This window comes from Mariniflexile ostreae, from assembly GCF_042427585.1.
In the GTDB taxonomy this organism is placed as follows: domain Bacteria; phylum Bacteroidota; class Bacteroidia; order Flavobacteriales; family Flavobacteriaceae; genus Pseudalgibacter; species Pseudalgibacter ostreae.
The window spans coordinates 59,156-75,485 of record NZ_JBHMFC010000042.1; the positions used below are offsets into that span (position 1 = coordinate 59,156).

18 protein-coding genes are annotated in these 16,330 nt (G+C 35.4%); 11 read left to right on the forward strand and 7 right to left on the reverse strand.

Features of this window, described 5'->3' with window-relative positions; translation table 11 throughout:
• Window positions 1-40: 40 nt before the first annotated feature.
• From ACFFU9_RS10170 to ACFFU9_RS10205, 8 genes are all read left to right on the forward strand, one after another.
• Window positions 41-811 carry a tetratricopeptide repeat protein gene (locus ACFFU9_RS10170; RefSeq protein WP_379861323.1) on the forward strand — a complete coding sequence of 257 codons (771 nt, stop codon included), beginning with the start codon at window positions 41-43 and terminating at the stop codon, window positions 809-811.
• A gap of 5 nt (window positions 812-816) precedes the next feature.
• Entirely contained in the window at window positions 817-1,302 is a 486-nt protein-coding gene (ribH, locus tag ACFFU9_RS10175; RefSeq protein WP_379861324.1) for a 6,7-dimethyl-8-ribityllumazine synthase, read from the forward strand.
• A 165-nt stretch (window positions 1,303-1,467) separates the two neighbouring features.
• Window positions 1,468-1,707 carry a hypothetical protein gene (locus ACFFU9_RS10180; protein ID WP_379861325.1) on the forward strand — a complete coding sequence of 80 codons (240 nt, stop codon included), beginning with the start codon at window positions 1,468-1,470 and terminating at the stop codon, window positions 1,705-1,707.
• 17 nt (window positions 1,708-1,724) lie between these two features.
• On the forward strand, window positions 1,725-2,012 hold the full coding sequence (locus tag ACFFU9_RS10185) for a riboflavin synthase subunit beta (protein WP_379861326.1): 288 nt from the start codon (window positions 1,725-1,727) through the stop codon (window positions 2,010-2,012).
• Between the two features lie 3 nt (window positions 2,013-2,015).
• Complete coding sequence (gene mutL / locus ACFFU9_RS10190; RefSeq protein WP_379861327.1) at window positions 2,016-3,875, forward strand: DNA mismatch repair endonuclease MutL; 1,860 nt, start codon at window positions 2,016-2,018, stop codon at window positions 3,873-3,875.
• A 3-nt stretch (window positions 3,876-3,878) separates the two neighbouring features.
• Window positions 3,879-4,607 carry a rhomboid family intramembrane serine protease gene (locus ACFFU9_RS10195; protein ID WP_379861328.1) on the forward strand — a complete coding sequence of 243 codons (729 nt, stop codon included), beginning with the start codon at window positions 3,879-3,881 and terminating at the stop codon, window positions 4,605-4,607.
• Entirely contained in the window at window positions 4,598-5,461 is an 864-nt protein-coding gene (locus ACFFU9_RS10200) for a rhomboid family intramembrane serine protease (protein WP_379861329.1), read from the forward strand. The genes ACFFU9_RS10195 and ACFFU9_RS10200 overlap by 10 nt, the downstream gene beginning before the upstream one ends.
• 64 nt (window positions 5,462-5,525) lie before the next feature.
• Complete coding sequence (locus ACFFU9_RS10205) at window positions 5,526-6,554, forward strand: endonuclease/exonuclease/phosphatase family protein (RefSeq protein WP_379861330.1); 1,029 nt, start codon at window positions 5,526-5,528, stop codon at window positions 6,552-6,554.
• 66 nt (window positions 6,555-6,620) lie between these two features.
• Here ACFFU9_RS10205 and ACFFU9_RS10210 read toward each other — a convergent pair whose 3' ends face one another.
• The 7 genes from ACFFU9_RS10210 to ACFFU9_RS10240 all read right to left on the reverse strand — a co-directional run bounded on the left by ACFFU9_RS10210 (window position 6,621) and on the right by ACFFU9_RS10240 (window position 12,416).
• Window positions 6,621-6,929 (reverse strand): DUF6122 family protein, encoded by a 309-nt coding sequence (locus tag ACFFU9_RS10210; protein WP_379861331.1) that lies wholly within the window; start codon window positions 6,927-6,929, stop codon window positions 6,621-6,623.
• Window positions 6,929-7,552, reverse strand: a complete 624-nt coding sequence (locus ACFFU9_RS10215; protein WP_379861332.1) for a WbqC family protein — start codon at window positions 7,550-7,552, stop codon at window positions 6,929-6,931. Before ACFFU9_RS10215 ends, ACFFU9_RS10210 begins: the two co-directional genes overlap by 1 nt.
• Window positions 7,553-7,763: 211 nt before the next feature.
• Window positions 7,764-9,356, reverse strand: a complete 1,593-nt coding sequence (lepB, locus tag ACFFU9_RS10220) for a signal peptidase I (protein ID WP_379861333.1) — start codon at window positions 9,354-9,356, stop codon at window positions 7,764-7,766.
• 58 nt (window positions 9,357-9,414) lie between these two features.
• On the reverse strand, window positions 9,415-10,116 hold the full coding sequence (gene dapB / locus ACFFU9_RS10225; protein WP_379861335.1) for a 4-hydroxy-tetrahydrodipicolinate reductase: 702 nt from the start codon (window positions 10,114-10,116) through the stop codon (window positions 9,415-9,417).
• 1 nt (window position 10,117) lies between these two features.
• Complete coding sequence (locus ACFFU9_RS10230; protein WP_379861336.1) at window positions 10,118-10,741, reverse strand: DUF5683 domain-containing protein; 624 nt, start codon at window positions 10,739-10,741, stop codon at window positions 10,118-10,120.
• A complete protein-coding gene (locus tag ACFFU9_RS10235; RefSeq protein WP_379861337.1) occupies window positions 10,731-11,648 on the reverse strand; it encodes a ParB/RepB/Spo0J family partition protein in 918 nt (305 codons plus the stop codon). Before ACFFU9_RS10235 ends, ACFFU9_RS10230 begins: the two co-directional genes overlap by 11 nt.
• A gap of 3 nt (window positions 11,649-11,651) precedes the next feature.
• Window positions 11,652-12,416, reverse strand: a complete 765-nt coding sequence (locus ACFFU9_RS10240) for a ParA family protein (protein ID WP_379861338.1) — start codon at window positions 12,414-12,416, stop codon at window positions 11,652-11,654.
• Window positions 12,417-13,076: 660 nt separating this feature from the next.
• On the opposite strand from ACFFU9_RS10240, the gene nirK reads away from it, so the two are divergent.
• From nirK to ACFFU9_RS10255, 3 genes are read left to right on the forward strand one after another with little or no spacing between them, the layout of a single operon-like run.
• Window positions 13,077-14,483: a copper-containing nitrite reductase gene (gene nirK / locus ACFFU9_RS10245; protein ID WP_379861343.1), complete on the forward strand. Its 1,407-nt coding sequence runs from the start codon at window positions 13,077-13,079 to the stop codon at window positions 14,481-14,483.
• A gap of 8 nt (window positions 14,484-14,491) precedes the next feature.
• Window positions 14,492-15,277, forward strand: coding sequence for a formylglycine-generating enzyme family protein (locus ACFFU9_RS10250; RefSeq protein WP_379861339.1), 786 nt, complete (start codon window positions 14,492-14,494; stop codon window positions 15,275-15,277).
• Window positions 15,274-15,999 (forward strand): SCO family protein, encoded by a 726-nt coding sequence (locus ACFFU9_RS10255; RefSeq protein WP_379861340.1) that lies wholly within the window; start codon window positions 15,274-15,276, stop codon window positions 15,997-15,999. The genes ACFFU9_RS10250 and ACFFU9_RS10255 overlap by 4 nt, the downstream gene beginning before the upstream one ends.
• Window positions 16,000-16,330: the final 331 nt, after the last annotated feature.

Here is a 16,330-nt window from a genome sequence, read left to right on the forward strand (position 1 = left end):
GAAGAATATTATATTTTTGCGGCGCATTAACACAAAAATTATGGCAACTTATAATAAGCGTGGTTCTAAACCAAAAACTAAAGTAGAGAAAGAGCAAAATATCGAGGAAGGTTCTACTACCGCAGAGGTTTTCAATACTCTTGATGAAACAGCGTCTAAAACAGAACTTTTTGTTGAAAAAAACCAAAAGTATATTTTTATCATCATTGGTGTAGTAGCAGTAGTGGTTTTAGGGTATTTGGGTTATAAGGAATTTATAGCAAAACCAAAACAAATGGAAGCTATGAACGATATGTTCCAAGCTCAAAAATATTTTGATGAAGCAGTAAATGGTGTGGAAAAAGACTCCTTGTACAATTTGGCTCTTAACGGAGGTGAAGGAAAATTTGGGATGTTAGATATTATTGAGGAATATAGTGGTACACCTGCAGCCAATATGGCTACATATTATGCTGGTACAGCTTACTTAAGATTAAAGGATTATAAAAATGCCGTAACGTATTTAAATGATTTTAAAAGTGACGATGAAATATTGGCGCCTTTAGCAACAGGAAATATTGGTGATGCTTTTGTGCAATTAAACCAGCCAGAAGACGCTTTGGAGTATTACGAAAAAGCAGCCAAAATGCGTAATAATGAATATACAACGCCTATGTATCTCTATAAAGCGGGCGCTACAGCTTTAGAGTTGGGTAAAGCAGATAAGGCATTATCTTATTTTAAAAAAATAAAAGAAGAGTATCCAAATGCTACCGAGGCTGCAACTGTGGAGGTGTTTATTGGTAAAGCCCAGGTGCTAGCAGATAAATAGAAAAAATGGCAACAATAAATAGAAATTTATCAGATTACGATAAAACAGCAATCCCAAGCGCGAAAGATTTTCGGTTTGGGATTGTTGTTTCAGAATGGAACGATTCCATTACAGATGGTTTGCAACAAGGCGCATACGACACCTTGATCGAAAATGGGGTTTTACCCGAAAACATTACAACGTGGTATGTTCCAGGAAGCTTTGAGTTGATATATGGTTCTAAAAAAATGCAAGACCAAAATGTAGATGCGGTTATTGCTATAGGCTGTGTGATACAAGGTGAAACTAAGCATTTTGATTTTGTTTGTGAAGGTGTAACACAAGGTATTAAGGATCTTAATATTTTAAAAGATACACCCGTTATATTTTGTGTACTTACAGATAATACCATGCAGCAATCTATAGATCGCTCTGGTGGTAAACATGGTAATAAAGGTATAGAGGCTGCGGTAGCGGCTATTAAAATGGCAGATTTACGAAAAAATAGTTAAAACTGCTTTTATCCGTTTTTAAATTCCAAAATCCAATTTTATATATTGGTCTTTGGAATTTTTTTTTGGATTTGGTTATCTTAAAGGTTTTGTTAACAATTTTTGGCTTTTAGCAACCCCGAATCTCCCTATTTTTGAGTATTTTTGACCTTAAGTAATTCGCAAATGTTGTTTAAACAACGCCAAAATAAAACGTTTCAATACCCCTCTAGACTTTCTAAAGGAAAACAAGCAGAATCGAAAGACGAAAGTTCTTCTAATGCTCATGGTTTCATATCAAAATGGAGCAACCATAGTAGTATGGGGAAAAGAAAGCGTAAAAAAGGGTTTTCTGTAGGGTTGCTTATATTTATTTTGGTATTATTATTGATTTGTATGTTTCTGTTAGAAAATAGATTCAAGTAATTCAAAACAAAGACATCATGGGACTTTTTAAAACTCGAAAAAATAAAAAATTCAGCTATAGCCCGCGTCATTTTGATGATAAAGGACAAGGAAATCCTTATGAAATCAAACATAAATTTGATGAGTTTAGAACTACTGTTGGATCGAATAAGGGGCTTAAAACAAAAATTAACCATGCTTGGGACGATTTTAAAAACAATCCAGATAAAGAAGCCAATAAACGTATTTTGATTATCATTGCCATTCTAGTTTTGATATTCCTTTTTATCATTGAATTTGATTTATCTATTTTCTTTTCAAAGTAATTTATGACAGACATTATACAACTATTACCAGACCATGTAGCAAACCAAATCGCTGCTGGAGAAGTTGTACAACGTCCAGCCTCGGTAGTTAAAGAGTTAATGGAAAATGCTATAGACGCAGGTGCCTCAACTATAAAACTTATTATTAAAGATGCTGGAAAAACGCTAGTACATGTAATAGACGATGGGAAAGGGATGAGTGTTACCGATGCCCGTTTAAGTTTTGAGCGTCATGCCACATCCAAAATTCGAAGTGCAGACGATTTGTTCCAACTCCACACAAAAGGGTTTCGTGGTGAGGCACTAGCAAGTATTGCCGCTATTGCCCATGTGGAACTTAAAACAAAACAAGACCATGAAGAAGTAGGCACTTGTATTGAAATAGAAGGCAGTACAATCGTTTCGCAAGAGGTTATCGTAACACCTAAAGGAACTTCCATTGCCGTAAAAAATCTTTTTTTTAATATTCCTGCCCGTCGGAATTTTTTAAAATCCAATACCGTAGAACTACGCCATATTATTGATGAATTTCATCGGGTAGCATTGGCACATCCTAATATTTCCTTTAATTTATTTAATAATGGAAGCGATGTTTTTAACTTACCTTCTAGTAATTACAGACAGCGCATTGTAAACATATTTGGAACAAAAACCAATGAAAAATTAGTTCCTGTAGATGAAGATACGGAAGTACTTAAAATCTCGGGTTTTGTAGGAAAACCAGAGTTTGCTAAAAAAACACGAGGTGAACAATATTTTTTTGTAAACGACAGGTTTATTAAAAGTGCATATTTAAACCACGCTATATCTTCGGCCTTTGATGGCTTATTGAAAAATGGGACACACCCTAGTTATTTTTTAAATCTCACGGTTAACCCGCAAACCATCGATATTAATATCCACCCTACAAAAACAGAAATTAAATTTGATGATGAGCACACCTTGTATGCCTTATTGCGATCGGCAGTAAAGCACAGTTTGGGCCAATTTAATATTGCACCAGTATTGGATTTTGATCGTGATGCTACTCTAGATACGCCTTATAGTTATAAAGATAATGGGGCCAGTATCCCAAAAATAGAAGTGGATAGGAGTTTTAATCCCTTTAAGGAAGGTGATGCCGGATTGGGTAAACAAACCACCTCTTTTAAGAGACAGACCCAAGCCACTAGCCATTGGGATGGTTTGTACGTAGGGTTGGAGTCTAAAGGGAATGATTCTCCAGAGGATTTTAGTGAAATGTATTTTGAAAGTGAAGAAAGCAGCTCATCTCTGTTTGATGATGAGAACGAAATGGACAAGGTGCAGACCACCCATCAAATTCATAGTAAATATATAGTAAGTGCTATAAAATCGGGTATGTTGGTTATGGATCAGCACCGTGCGCACCAGCGTATTCTATATGAAGAGTTTTTGCAGAATATGACCATTAAAGAGGGGGCAAGCCAGCAGTTGTTATTTCCATTGCAATTGCATTTTACACCACAGGAGTTAGTGCTTATAGAGCAGTTAAAAACAGATTTACAGCGTACTGGATTTGTTTTTTCAAACATTTCAGAAGCATCTGTTGAGATTATAGGCGTACCCGTAAGCGTTCCGGAAAGTGAAGTATCCATTATTCTGGAGCAATTGATTAGTGATGTTGAAAATGAAGTGCCAGATAGCCATTTTAGTGCTACAGATTTATTGGCAAAATCTATGGCAAAAAGTTTGGCGATTAAAACGGGGCAGACCTTAAAAAAAGATGAACAAGAGCATTTGGTAAATAGACTATTTGCCTGTAAAGAACCCAATGTGTCGCCCACAAATAGAAAAACGTTTATTACGATGAGCGTAGACGAACTGGATAAAAAATTTATATAGGATATGATGAGAATTACCGATACCGTAAAACATTTAATAATTATAAACGTTATTATGTTTGTGGGAACATTGGCCATTGGTAATGGTACCTTGTTTTATGATCTTTTTGCAATGCATTTTCCAAAGAACGATGCGTTTGAATTTTGGCAAATTGTTACACATATGTTTATGCATGGTGGGTTTATGCACCTGCTGTTCAATATGTTTGCTCTGTGGATGTTTGGAACTGCTGTGGAACAAAACTTAGGAAGTAAAAAATTCCTGTTTGTGTATTTTTCTGCTGGATTAGGGGCAGTGGCCTTGCAGGTGGGGTACTATTATTTTAAGTACTTGCCTATGGAAGCCCAAGCCTTAAGCTTAGGTGCTACGCCCGAACAGATTGTGGAGGTGTTTAGAGATGGAAAAGTGTTTACCGCTATTGGTCAAGAGTTTAATCAAATATATTATGCATCTATGGTTGGGGCCTCTGGCTGTATTATGGGTATATTAGTAGCATTTGGTATGATAAATCCCAATGCGGAGTTAATGATGATTTTTTTACCAATTCCAATAAAGGCAAAATATTTTATCCCAGGAATTATCATTCTCGATTTAATTTCAGGAGTAACGGGACAATCTTTTTTCAGTCCGAGTAATACAGCATATATGGCGCACGTAGGTGGTGCCTTAACTGGTTTTATTATTATGTGGTATTGGAAAAAAACACAGTTTAATCGTAATCGATGGGATTAATGACTTTAAATCAAGATATAAAAGATAAGCTGAGCAGGCTTAACGTTTTAGAAAAACTTATAGCTATTAATGCTGTTGTTTTCTTTTTAGGCTTACTTCTAAAAGTTATCATGAACGGTAGCTTACATGTGTTGGAGCTGCCAAGCGATTTTATGGCGTTTATCGTAAAGCCTTGGGCAATTATCACGTATGCTTTTGTGCATTACGATTTTTTGCACATTCTTTTTAATATGCTTTGGTTGTACTTTATAGCTAAAATGTTCTTAAACCTCTTTAGTGCAAAATTAGCATTAAATGTTTATTTTTTAGGAGCTATTTGTGGTGGGCTGCTTTATATGCTCGTATATAGCCTTTTTCCAAATGTGTTTGGTAAAACACAACTTGTGGGAGCCTCTGCTTCTGTAAGGGCGTTATTGATTTTTATTTGTGCGTATTTGCCAAATCAAGAGGTGCAATTTTTTACGTTCAAATTAAAACTTTGGTATATTGGCGTTGCTATTGTTTTTCTGGATGTTATTGGACTTTTTGGGATTAATGCTGGTGGCAATCTGGCGCATTTGGGCGGTGCTGCTTTGGGGTATTTCTACGCAAGGCAGTATTTGAAAGGGCAAGATATTGGTAAAGGATTTGAGCGTTTTATGGATGCGTTTCTCAATATGTTTAAATCTTCAAAAAAGGGACCATTAAAAACAGTCCATAAAAACAAATCTAAAGTTGGTGGTTTTGCTAAAGGTGAATTTAACCAGTTTAATCATCAGAAAAAAATTGATGTTATTTTAGATAAAATCAGTAAGAGTGGTTACGATAGCCTAACTTCAGAAGAGAAAGAGTTTTTGTTTAGGGCTGGGAAATAACTTAAAAAGACAGTTGTAAGCATTAACCTGCTGCTTCCTTCTTTTAAAAATGTTTAAGTTGAGTATGAGAAACCTGCATTTTTTTGATAAGATTATTTATGTCTTTAATGCCATAGCGGCTACTGTTTTATTATTATCGTTCATCCTTCCTTTTTTACCTCCTAAAACCTTCTCTTTACTTTCTGTGTTAAGTTTAGGTGTTCCTTTTTTAACCTTAGTTAATGTTCTTTTTTTTCTATATTGGCTTTTAAAGTTAAAAAGACAGTTAATCTTATCACTGGTCGTTGTTACCATTGGTTATGTCTCTTTTGGATCGCTTTATAAATTCTCTGCTTCTAAAAACATAAAGCATCCCGAAAACTTTAAAGTGATGAATTATAATGTTAGGCTCTTTAATCTCTATGATTGGATCCCTGAGAAAAGTGTTGAAACTAAAATAATCGATTTTATTAAAACAGAATCACCCGATGTGTTGGCTATCCAAGAATATCACCCCAATAGTAATATCGATTTATCTTCTTTTAAATATAAATTTGAAAAGTTAGCAGGAAAAAAAATAAAAAACGGACAGGCTATTTTTTCGAAATTTCCGATAGTAAATTCAGGATCTATAGAGTTTCCTAACACATCAAACAATGCCATTTTTGCAGATATTGTTAAAAAAAAGGATACCATACGGGTTTATAATATTCATTTTGAATCTTTACGCATCGATCCAAGGATTGAAAACTTGAACAAAGAAGAATCTGAACGGCTTTTTAAACGTATTGAAAAAACGTTTGAGATGCAACAACTACAAACCGAATTGTTTTTAATACACAAAAAGCAAAGTACTTATAAGATGATTATTTGTGGTGATTTTAATAATTCGGCCTTTTCGTATGTATATAGAACAATTAAGGGCGATTTAAATGACGCTTTTCAAGAGGCAGGGAATGGCTTTGGGCGCACTTATGATTTTAAATTCTTCCCTGTTAGAATTGATTTTATGTTTGTGGACCAGGCTTTTGAGGTGAATGGCTTTAAAACATATAATGTGTTTAATTCCGATCATTTTCCCATTATGGCCACATTGGCGTTAAAGGAAGAATGATATGGAATTGCAATCCCTGTTTTAGTTCTTACTGTTATGAGTTTAAAACACGATTTTTGTTTAAGCTTACATAAAAGAACAATCTACGAGGTCTGCAACAATATGGATTACCAAACCAAGTGCGATTAATCGTGTTTTTTTAGGAATTAATAAGAGAACATAAACCACCATGGCATAATAGGAGTGAAGCGGATGGAAATTAATGCTGCAACGGTTTGGGTCGAAAATAGGTTGCGCAAGTAAATGGTCTAAATCAATCCACATGCCCGAAAATAGAATTAAAAAAGCTGTTTTCCAGTGGGATTTATACCAAGCCACTGCCACGAACAAAGGTAGTAAGATATGGCAACCATAATGAGCAAAGGTTTGTAGCATTATATGGGATTTAGTTTTTGAGATTCTAGGTAGTTTAAAGTATTTGGTCCTTCATTAAATAGTAAGTCCAAGACGCTGAGGTTGTTTATAAAGCCGTGTTTATCATCAAACACTTGTGTATAAGTATCAAAAGGCTTAAAGTATTCTTTTTTTGCATTTACTAAATATCTAAAATCTAAATTGTTTTCATAAGAAGATTGGTAGTGTTTTGTTTCACGTGTATTTACTTCCAACTGTAGGCAATCGCAAATTACTTCAAAACATTTTAGATTAAAATCTAGGATAAATTCTGTTTTTGTGTTGAAAACGGGATAGAGTTCATCTTCATAATATTCGAAAAAAGGGGATGTCCTGTAGGCAGAAAGCAATGATTTCCAATGTAAATCTTGCCATTTATAATCTTTAGAGACCTTCACATCCTTGTACTGTTGGCGGTTTTTTTGTGAATGGATTACAGGAATATTTAATAAAAGCTTACCATTGGCAGCGTAAATATGAGTTCGGGTTCTATAGGTTTGTTTTAAGAAGTTGTCATGGATTTCAAATACCACATGCTTCGTCTGTAGCATTGCGACAAAATGAGCGATATTAGGGAAATATGTGGGATGGAAAACAGCGTTCATTTAGATAGGTATCTATTTGTTTTTTTATTACAGCAAAATTAAAACATACAAAAAAGAATCGCTTCGTATTAAGGTGTTTTTAATTAGAATCAATTTTAGATTTAAAAGGCACATTTTTTTAAGAAAGCAGCTTTTATCTTAATATGTTTCAACTTCAATACAGGCCTCTAATTTTTAAAATCATTAGAGGCACCCATATATAAAAAACAGATTAAGTCGTTTTTTTTCTCTTTCGCCATTTGTTATAGCCCATCCAGCCAAATAATACCACTAAAAACGGAATGAAGAAGGAAACGGGTTCTCCTGTGCCATTTACAGTGGTAAATAGCCTATTCCAGCGTATTTTATCGAAGCCCTGTCCGTGTGTATTCCAACTCATCCAAACAAATACAGGTTTGCCAACAACATGGTCGAAGGGTACAAAACCCCAGGCACGAGCATCTAAGGAATTGTGGCGATTATCACCCATCATCCAATAGTAATCTTGCTTAAAGGTATATTGGGTCGCTACTTCGCCATTAATTAAAATCTGGTTGCCGCTTACTGTAACCGTATTGCCTTCGTATTCAGAAATAACACGTTTGTACAGCGGAAGCACTTTTAAATTGATATCAATGGTTTTTCCAGCTTGGGGAATGTAAAGCGGACCAAAAAAATCATTGTTCCAATTATAATCAGGATCTTGAGGAAATAAGCTGGCATCTCTAACACCTTTTTCTTGGATGTTTTTGGTAATACTGGCCACATTGGGGTGGTTCTTAAACAGCGCCAGAGCCTCATCACTTATAGCGGGAAAATAGCTTACCGTTAAATCTTGATTATATTGAGGAAAGTCGGTGATATCATATCTGTTCGCTAATTGCGATGTATTGAATGCGGCACCCTTGGTTTCTACCATGTAAGAAAATTGTAATTGTGCTCGGTCTGGTAATACATTCTTTTTACCATTAATATAAATATACCCTTCTCGGATTTCTAAAGAATCGCCTGGTGCTCCAACACAGCGTTTTACTAAATTGGTTTTTTTATCAATAGGTTTGTAGTAATTTCTGTTTGGACGAAAGTTGTTCATATCCAACAACGTATCTGCTGGTTGATTAAAGACGACTATTTCGTTTCTCTCTATTTTTTCAAAACTTGGCAGTCGTAAATAGGGCAGTTGCAATTTGTTTTGCCATGCCGTATGTCGTTTAGAAAAATCATCATTAAATAAATATGATTTTTTGTTAAGTACTGGAATGGTATCGTGAACCATTGGTGCCGCTACGGTTGTCATTGGGACTCTGGCACCATAGTGAAACTTGCTTACAAAAAGAAAATCGCCCACTAATAAAGATTTTTCAAGTGAGGAACTCGGTATGGTATAGGGCTGAATAAAATAGGTGTGCACGATGGTTGCCGCTACAATAGCAAATAAAATAGAGCTTACCCATTCCCCTGAACTTGATTTGGGATGTAAGCTTCTTTGTGGAATATACGTTACATCTGCAACATAGTTTAAGTAATAGTTGTAGAAACCGAGAGTTGCAATAGCTAAAAAAGTATCTAAGTATTGATTTTTACCAAAACTTCTTGCGGTTTCTACCCAAACCACCATTAACATGATAATATTTACAATGGGCAAGAACATTAAAATAACCCACCACCACGGTCTGTTTATGATTTTCATCAAAACAACAGCATTATAAACGGGAACAAATGCCTCCCAAGCTTTTCTTCCTGCTTTTATATATAGTTTCCAAGTCCCTAATCCATGGACTATTTGGATAACCATGAAAAATATAAACCATTGCGTTAATGTCATGAGCGTAATTTTAAATTATTAATTAGCAAGTGAATGCTTTTTATTCTTTTCTGATAATTTAACCGATATTCAAAACGTCGTTCATAGTAAAAACTCCTGTTTTTCCAACAAGCCATTCTGCCGCAATAACAGCACCTAGAGCAAAGCCTTCCCGGTTATGGGCGTGGTGCTTCATTTCAATGAAATCGATATCACTTTCATACCTAACGGTGTGTGTGCCAGGTACGTTTTCTATACGTTTAGCCACTATGGGAACGGCGTTATCTGCTTTAGAATCTAATATCCACTTATCATAATCTGGATGGTTTTCTATAATACCATTGGCTAATGAAATAGCAGTGCCACTAGGAGCGTCTAGTTTTTGAGTATGATGGATTTCCTCTAAATCAACATGATATTGTTTTAGCGTGCTCATCATTTTAGCCAAATTTTTATTCAGTTCAAAAAAGATGTTGACCCCTAAGCTAAAGTTTGATGCCGAAATAAAGCCACCTTTTTTTTCATGGCAAAGGGCTACGGCTTTATCATAATCTTGAAGCCAGCCAGTGGTTCCAGATACTACGGGAACCCCGTTATTTAAACACGTTGATATGTTGCTAAAAGCTACAGAAGGAATACTGAAATCAATAGCGACATCGGCATCTTTAATGTTATAAACAGAATCTATATCTGCTTTTATAACAATAGTATGCCCACGTTTTAGTGCAATTTGTTCAATCGCTTTTCCCATTTTTCCGTATCCTAGTAATGCAATGTTCATATTAAAATTTAAAATTTAAAGTTAATCCAAGGTTGCTGGTCGCATCTATTTCATTGAATTTATAGTGCGGTGCCAGTGATAAGTTTTCGTCTACATTATATTGTAGTAAATGCGCATCTACATTGGCATCTATAATGTTTAAGGCATATATACCTACAGAAATGAGCAGGGAAAGGTCTTTATTTTTTCTAAAGACTTCCTGGGCACGTTCTAGGTTTTTAGTGGTAATTCTAGGAGTTTCTAGTATATTCCCCTCAACATCAAAATAAAACTCATCATTTTTAAAGCCTGCCAATCTGCTTTTATAAGCATCGCGGTATCTGTTGTATTCTTTTTGATTGGTTACAAAAAAGTAGACGCCCGTACCTAGGGCAGCGTAAACAATCGGGATTTTCCAGTATTTTTTATTATAAGCTTGTCCTAAACCCGGTAAAATAGCAGAATAAAATGCGGCCCGTGCAGGAGCCAAGGCATCAATATCTACCGAGCTATTTGGGTTTGTAATTGTGTCGGTTTCTATAATAGAAGGTGCCTCTATAGCGTTTTCATCGTTTTTATCTTGAGCAGGCAATAAAAAACAATAAAAGAAGCTGAGTATCCCTAGTATTAAAAGCTTATTTGGCACGTTCAACTAATTTTTTAAGACGGTTAAAGTCTTCTTCAGAATGAAAAGGTATAGTGATTTTTCCTTTTCCGTTTTTAGAAACCTTAACGTCTATTTTATGTCCAAAATATTCAGAAAATTCTTTTATTCCTTTTGCGATATGTTCCGGAAACGTGGGGTCTTGTTTTGCTGTTGCTTTCGTTTTAGTTGTCGTGTCTTCGACACTATTATAATCTCTTACTAATGCTTCAGTATCTCTAACAGAAAGTTTATTGGTCAGGATTTTTTCATAAATATCCAACTGAACGTTTTGATCATCAATATTGATAATAGCACGACCGTGTCCCATGGAAATAAATCCATCACGCATACCGGTTTGGATAATGGGGTCTAACTTTAATAAACGCAAATAGTTGGAAATCGTAGAACGCTTTTTACCAACACGCTCGCTCATTTGTTCCTGTGTTAAATTGATTTCATCTATCAATCGTTGATAAGACAATGCAATTTCAATAGGGTCTAGGTCTTGACGTTGGATGTTTTCTACCAATGCCATTTCGAGCGACTCTTGATCGTTTGCAATCCTTACGTATGCAGGAACAGTTGTTAAACCAATAAGTTTAGAGGCTCTATAACGACGTTCTCCAGAAACCAATTGATAACTCTCGAAGCCTAACTTTCGAACTGTAATAGGTTGGATAACGCCTAACTCTTTAATAGAAGACGCTAATTCCTGTAAAGTCTCTTCATTAAAATTGGTTCGGGGTTGAAAAGGATTGACTTCAATAAAATTCAAGTCAAGTTCAATAATATTACCGATAACTTTATCTGCATTCTTGTCGCTTACAGATTGGATGTCGTTGCTAGGATCTTTTAAAAGTGCCGATAAACCTCTACCTAAAGCTTGTTTTTTGGTTGCTTTAGCCATACATTAAGCGTTTTTGTTGATGATTTCTTTTGCCAAACTTAAGTAATTCGTTGCTCCTTTACTATCCGCATCATAATTAATTATGCTTTCTCCGTAACTTGGAGCTTCACTTAAACGTACATTACGTTGGATGATGGTTTGAAATACCATATTATTAAAGTGCTTTTGTACTTCTTCAACCACTTGGTTTGATAGCCTTAAGCGCGAATCGTACATGGTAAGAAGCAACCCTTCGATGTCAAGTTCTGGATTGTGTATTTTTTGAACGCTTTTTATGGTGTTTAGTAACTTTCCTAAACCTTCTAGAGCGAAATATTCACATTGGATGGGGATAATTACAGCATCTGCAGCTGTTAAGGCGTTTAGAGTTAATAGGCCTAAGGAAGGAGCGCAATCAATTAAAATAAAATCGTAGTCATCTTTAATATCTGCCAAGCTTTTTTTTAGCATATACTCTCTACCATCTTTATCTACCAATTCTATTTCGATGGCGACCAAGTCGATATGAGCTGGAATGATATCTAAATTAGGAGTTTCCGTTTTAATAATAGCTTCTCTCGCAGAGCAGGAATGTTCCAGAAGTTGGTAGGTTCCTATCGTTACGGCATCTATATCTATGCCTAATCCCGACGATGCATTTGCTTGCGGATCCGCATCGATAAGTAATATTTTTTTCTCTAGAACACCTAGTGAAGCTGCCAAGTTAATAGAGGTAGTTGTTTTTCCAACTCCTCCTTTTTGATTAGCTATTGCAATAATTTTGCCCATTAGTGATTTGGTTTTTTGAGTGGTAAAAATACAACTTTTATTATTAATAAAAACCCAACTTGTTAACAAACAATAGAACCGAAAAAAGGACTACTTAAAGTCTCTTCTGACATTGAAACAAGGGTTCTAGGACTATTTAGGAGAAGGTTTTACACATATTCTTTTCTTTTTTATAAATATTTTAACTAAAATTCTCCTATATGCTTTGAAATTTATAGATTCGTAAAGTTCGCCCCTTTTTTTCACCATACTATTTGATAAAGAAGTCTAAAATGGCTTTGTTTTAAGGCTTCATAAATTCAGCTAAAGAACTGCTGAGTACTCTTAACTACTTGAGATATGGATGTAAATCACAGACGTAATGGTCTGGTTGTACTCTGTATGATTATTTGTATTAGCTAAGTTAATAGTGTAGAACTCTTTCATTTTAATTGGTTTGAAGATACTAAAAAAAATATTAATGGCTTTATGAATAAAGTGCAGGATAAATACATTAAATGACAAAAGTCATGTTTTAGAGTCATGATAAAAATTATTTTTGAATCCTATAAAGGACAAAATAGTCCTAATTAATCACCAAATTAAAACTTTATGAAAACAGAGCACAAATTATTAAAACGGAATCGAATAAAAATGATCTTCGGTAGTATGGTTTTTTCAATGTTGGTTTTTAGCGCTTGTGTTGGCGATAAAAAGAACGCCCCCACTAATTCAGCAGAAATTCCTGTAAGCAAGGAGATGATTGCAGAGTTAACGGCGCCTCCACATGTGCCTACTCCTGTAGGGCGAAGAAAGGCTAAAAAACTGATTGTAAAAATGGAAATTCTTGAAAAAGAAGGTGAAATGACCAATGGAGTAAGATACATGTATTGGACTTTTGGGGGAACCGTTCCAGGAAGTTTTATTAGAACACGTGTTGGAGATGAAGTGGAGTTTCATTTACAAAATCATCCTAATAATAAGTTGCCTCATAATATAGACTTGCATGCCGTTACAGGCCCTGGTGGTGGTGCAGAATCTTCGTTTGTTGCACCGGGTCACTCAAAAGTGTTTTCATTTAAAACCTTAAACCCTGGCCTATATGTCTACCATTGCGCTACAGCACCTGTAGGGATGCATATTGCCAATGGAATGTACGGCTTAATTTTAGTAGAGCCAGAAGGTGGTTTGCCACTTGTAGATAGAGAGTATTACGTAATGCAAGGAGACTTCTATACAAAAGGAGCAAACGGTGAACGTGGTTTACAACCTTTTGACATGCAAAAAGCTGTAGATGAAAAAGCAGATTATGTGGTGTTTAATGGTAAAGTAGGGGCGTTAACCGGTGATAATGCACTAACCGCTAAAGTTGGTGAAACCGTTAGGCTTTATGTAGGTAATGGGGGCCCCGGGTTGGTGTCTTCTTTTCATGTTATTGGTGAGATATTTGATAGAGTACATGTAGAGGGGGGGGATTTAATTAATGAAAATGTGCAAACGACTTTAATTCCTGCTGGTGGTGCCGCTATGATCGAGTTTCGTGTAGATGTGCCTGGAACTTTTATTTTAGTAGACCATTCTATATTTAGAGCTTTTAACAAAGGGGCATTAGGAATGCTTAAAGTAGAAGGGGAAGAAGATAAGAAAATATATTCTGGAGAAATTAGAGATGATATTTATTTGCCAGAAGGTCCAGGTATTCAGTCTATGCCAACAACAGATGAGATTGTAGCTTCAGAAGTTCCTGCGAAATCATTTGAAGAACAAATGGAATTTGGAAAACAAGCGTACATGCAAACTTGTGTGGCGTGTCACCAAGCAGAAGGGCAAGGTATTCCAAATGCGTTTCCTCCTTTAGCAAAATCAGATTATTTAAATGCAGATGTTAATAGATCTATTGATATTGTGTTACATGGTTTAACAGGCGAGATTACAGTAAATGGCGAGAAATATAATAGTATCATGACTAGCCAAATGTTATCTTCAGATGAAATAGCAAATGTCTTAACCTACGTGTATAATAGCTGGGGGAATTCTGGTGCAAAAGTGACCAAAGAAATGGTAGAGAAAGTAAAAAATAAAAAATAATTAAGCGTATGAAAAACCAGGCCTTCGGATTATTATTAGTGTGTTTTATATTTCAAACGATGCTTTTTGCACAGTCTGAAGGTATGGTTTATATTAAAGGGAGTCGGTACCTGCCTCTTTATGGACGTGACTCGACGGTTGTAGCAGTTAAAGATTTTGAAATGGATATGTATCCGGTTACCAATACGGAATACAGGGACTTTGTAAAGAAAAATCCTAAATGGCAAAAATCTAAAGCCATTAAATTATTTGCAGATGGGAGTTATTTATCTAATTGGAAAAACGACTTAGAGCTTAAAGATTCTGAAAATCCTAATAGTCCTGTAACCTATGTGTCGTGGTTTGCAGCAAAAGATTATTGTGAATGCCAAGGTAAGCGATTGCCTACGGTAGATGAATGGGAGTATGTTGCAATGGCAGATGAAACGACTAAAGACGCCCGTGTAAAAGCCTCTTATAATCAACAGATATTGGCTTGGTACGAAGCACCTCGGTCGAACGAGAATGAAATTGGAGGATTTCCAAAAAATGTATGGGGTGTCTATGATCTTCATGGCTTGGTTTGGGAATGGACACTGGATTTTAATTCTGTGTTAATAACAGGTGAGTCACGTAAAGATGTTGATAAGGACAGTGACCTCTTCTGTGGGAGTGCCGCAGTGAATGCGACCGATTTAATGAACTATGCTGCTTTTATGCGATATGCTACCCGGGGGAGTTTAAAAGCAAAATACTCCATGAAAAACCTAGGCTTTCGTTGTGTAAGAGATATTGATAAAACCGTAAACTTATGAAATTTCTAAAATATATTTTGACTGCCCTGATGGCCGTATTCACATTATTCAATTGTAACTTTGATAAAAAAGCTGAAACAGATCGAGTAAAAGTCTATCAATGTCCAATGCAATGTGAGGGTGAAAAGGTGTATTATGAGCCAGGAAGTTGCGCTGTTTGTAAAATGGATTTAGAAGCTATTACTAAACCTTTTAAACCGACTGAAGCAGCTTTTATTTCCGATGAATCTATTTTTAATTTAACATCCACATGGAACACTGAAGAAGGAGAGGCGATTCAACTTAAAGATTTAAAAGGAAAACCCTTAGTTGTCGTCATGATTTATACCTCTTGTAAAGCGGCTTGCCCAAGGTTAGTGGCCGATATGCGAAATATTGAAGCTAAAATTCCTGAAAAAAGTATTAACGCCCTTCGCTTTGTGTTGATAAGTATCGACCCAGAAACAGATACGCCTACACGCCTTAAGGCTTTTGCAAAAGAGAATTTTATGGATGGTGAGCAGTGGACGTTTTTACAAGGCACGGAAAGTGGTGTGAGAGAATTAGCAAATGTGTTATCCGTAAAATATAAGGAAATTTCACCCATTGATTTTTCGCATTCAAATATTATAAGTGTGTTTAATTCTGGTGGTGAATTGATGCACCAACAAGAAGGGTTGGGTGTAGACAATAAAGAAACTATTGAAGCTATATTTGATTTAGTAGGCAACAATAACAATTAAAGTTGAATTAAATAGCGGCTTATAAAATGTGTTTGCTATTCACTTTGTTTTCACTATAAAGTAAAATCGCCTAAAATTTATTTTTAGACGATTTTTTTTGTTATAGTTTTTGGTCGGCATTATTTATTTTTTAAATCTAAACGCTTTTATTTCGAGGGTAGGGTTGTGTTGTTTTTTATTGATAAACCGATTCAAAAATATATTAAAAATGTTGAGAATTAGAAATAATACCAATTTAGTTATTAAATGTCGCATTAAAGGCGTTTAAATAATGATGATTTCCTGTAATAGATTTTATAGTTTGGCACGTCATCTCATTGACCATTTTATC

What these genes read in the sequence shown, in the direction of transcription:
- ACFFU9_RS10180 (WP_379861325.1), top strand. Translation starts at nt 1,468, where the DNA reads ATGTTGTTTAAACAACGCCAAAATAAAACGTTTCAATACCCCTCTAGA.
- ACFFU9_RS10205 (WP_379861330.1), top strand. Translation starts at nt 5,526, where the DNA reads ATGAGAAACCTGCATTTTTTTGATAAGATTATTTATGTCTTTAATGCC.
- ACFFU9_RS10235 (WP_379861337.1), bottom strand. Translation starts at nt 11,648, where the DNA reads ATGGCTAAAGCAACCAAAAAACAAGCTTTAGGTAGAGGTTTATCGGCA.
- ACFFU9_RS10200 (WP_379861329.1), top strand. Translation starts at nt 4,598, where the DNA reads ATGGGATTAATGACTTTAAATCAAGATATAAAAGATAAGCTGAGCAGG.
- ACFFU9_RS10255 (WP_379861340.1), top strand. Translation starts at nt 15,274, where the DNA reads ATGAAATTTCTAAAATATATTTTGACTGCCCTGATGGCCGTATTCACA.
- ACFFU9_RS10185 (WP_379861326.1), top strand. Translation starts at nt 1,725, where the DNA reads ATGGGACTTTTTAAAACTCGAAAAAATAAAAAATTCAGCTATAGCCCG.
- nirK (WP_379861343.1), top strand. Translation starts at nt 13,077, where the DNA reads ATGTTGGTTTTTAGCGCTTGTGTTGGCGATAAAAAGAACGCCCCCACT.
- lepB (WP_379861333.1), bottom strand. Translation starts at nt 9,356, where the DNA reads ATGACATTAACGCAATGGTTTATATTTTTCATGGTTATCCAAATAGTC.
- ACFFU9_RS10195 (WP_379861328.1), top strand. Translation starts at nt 3,879, where the DNA reads ATGATGAGAATTACCGATACCGTAAAACATTTAATAATTATAAACGTT.
- ribH (WP_379861324.1), top strand. Translation starts at nt 817, where the DNA reads ATGGCAACAATAAATAGAAATTTATCAGATTACGATAAAACAGCAATC.
- ACFFU9_RS10215 (WP_379861332.1), bottom strand. Translation starts at nt 7,552, where the DNA reads ATGAACGCTGTTTTCCATCCCACATATTTCCCTAATATCGCTCATTTT.
- ACFFU9_RS10250 (WP_379861339.1), top strand. Translation starts at nt 14,492, where the DNA reads ATGAAAAACCAGGCCTTCGGATTATTATTAGTGTGTTTTATATTTCAA.
- dapB (WP_379861335.1), bottom strand. Translation starts at nt 10,116, where the DNA reads ATGAACATTGCATTACTAGGATACGGAAAAATGGGAAAAGCGATTGAA.
- ACFFU9_RS10210 (WP_379861331.1), bottom strand. Translation starts at nt 6,929, where the DNA reads ATGCTACAAACCTTTGCTCATTATGGTTGCCATATCTTACTACCTTTG.
- ACFFU9_RS10240 (WP_379861338.1), bottom strand. Translation starts at nt 12,416, where the DNA reads ATGGGCAAAATTATTGCAATAGCTAATCAAAAAGGAGGAGTTGGAAAA.
- ACFFU9_RS10170 (WP_379861323.1), top strand. Translation starts at nt 41, where the DNA reads ATGGCAACTTATAATAAGCGTGGTTCTAAACCAAAAACTAAAGTAGAG.
- mutL (WP_379861327.1), top strand. Translation starts at nt 2,016, where the DNA reads ATGACAGACATTATACAACTATTACCAGACCATGTAGCAAACCAAATC.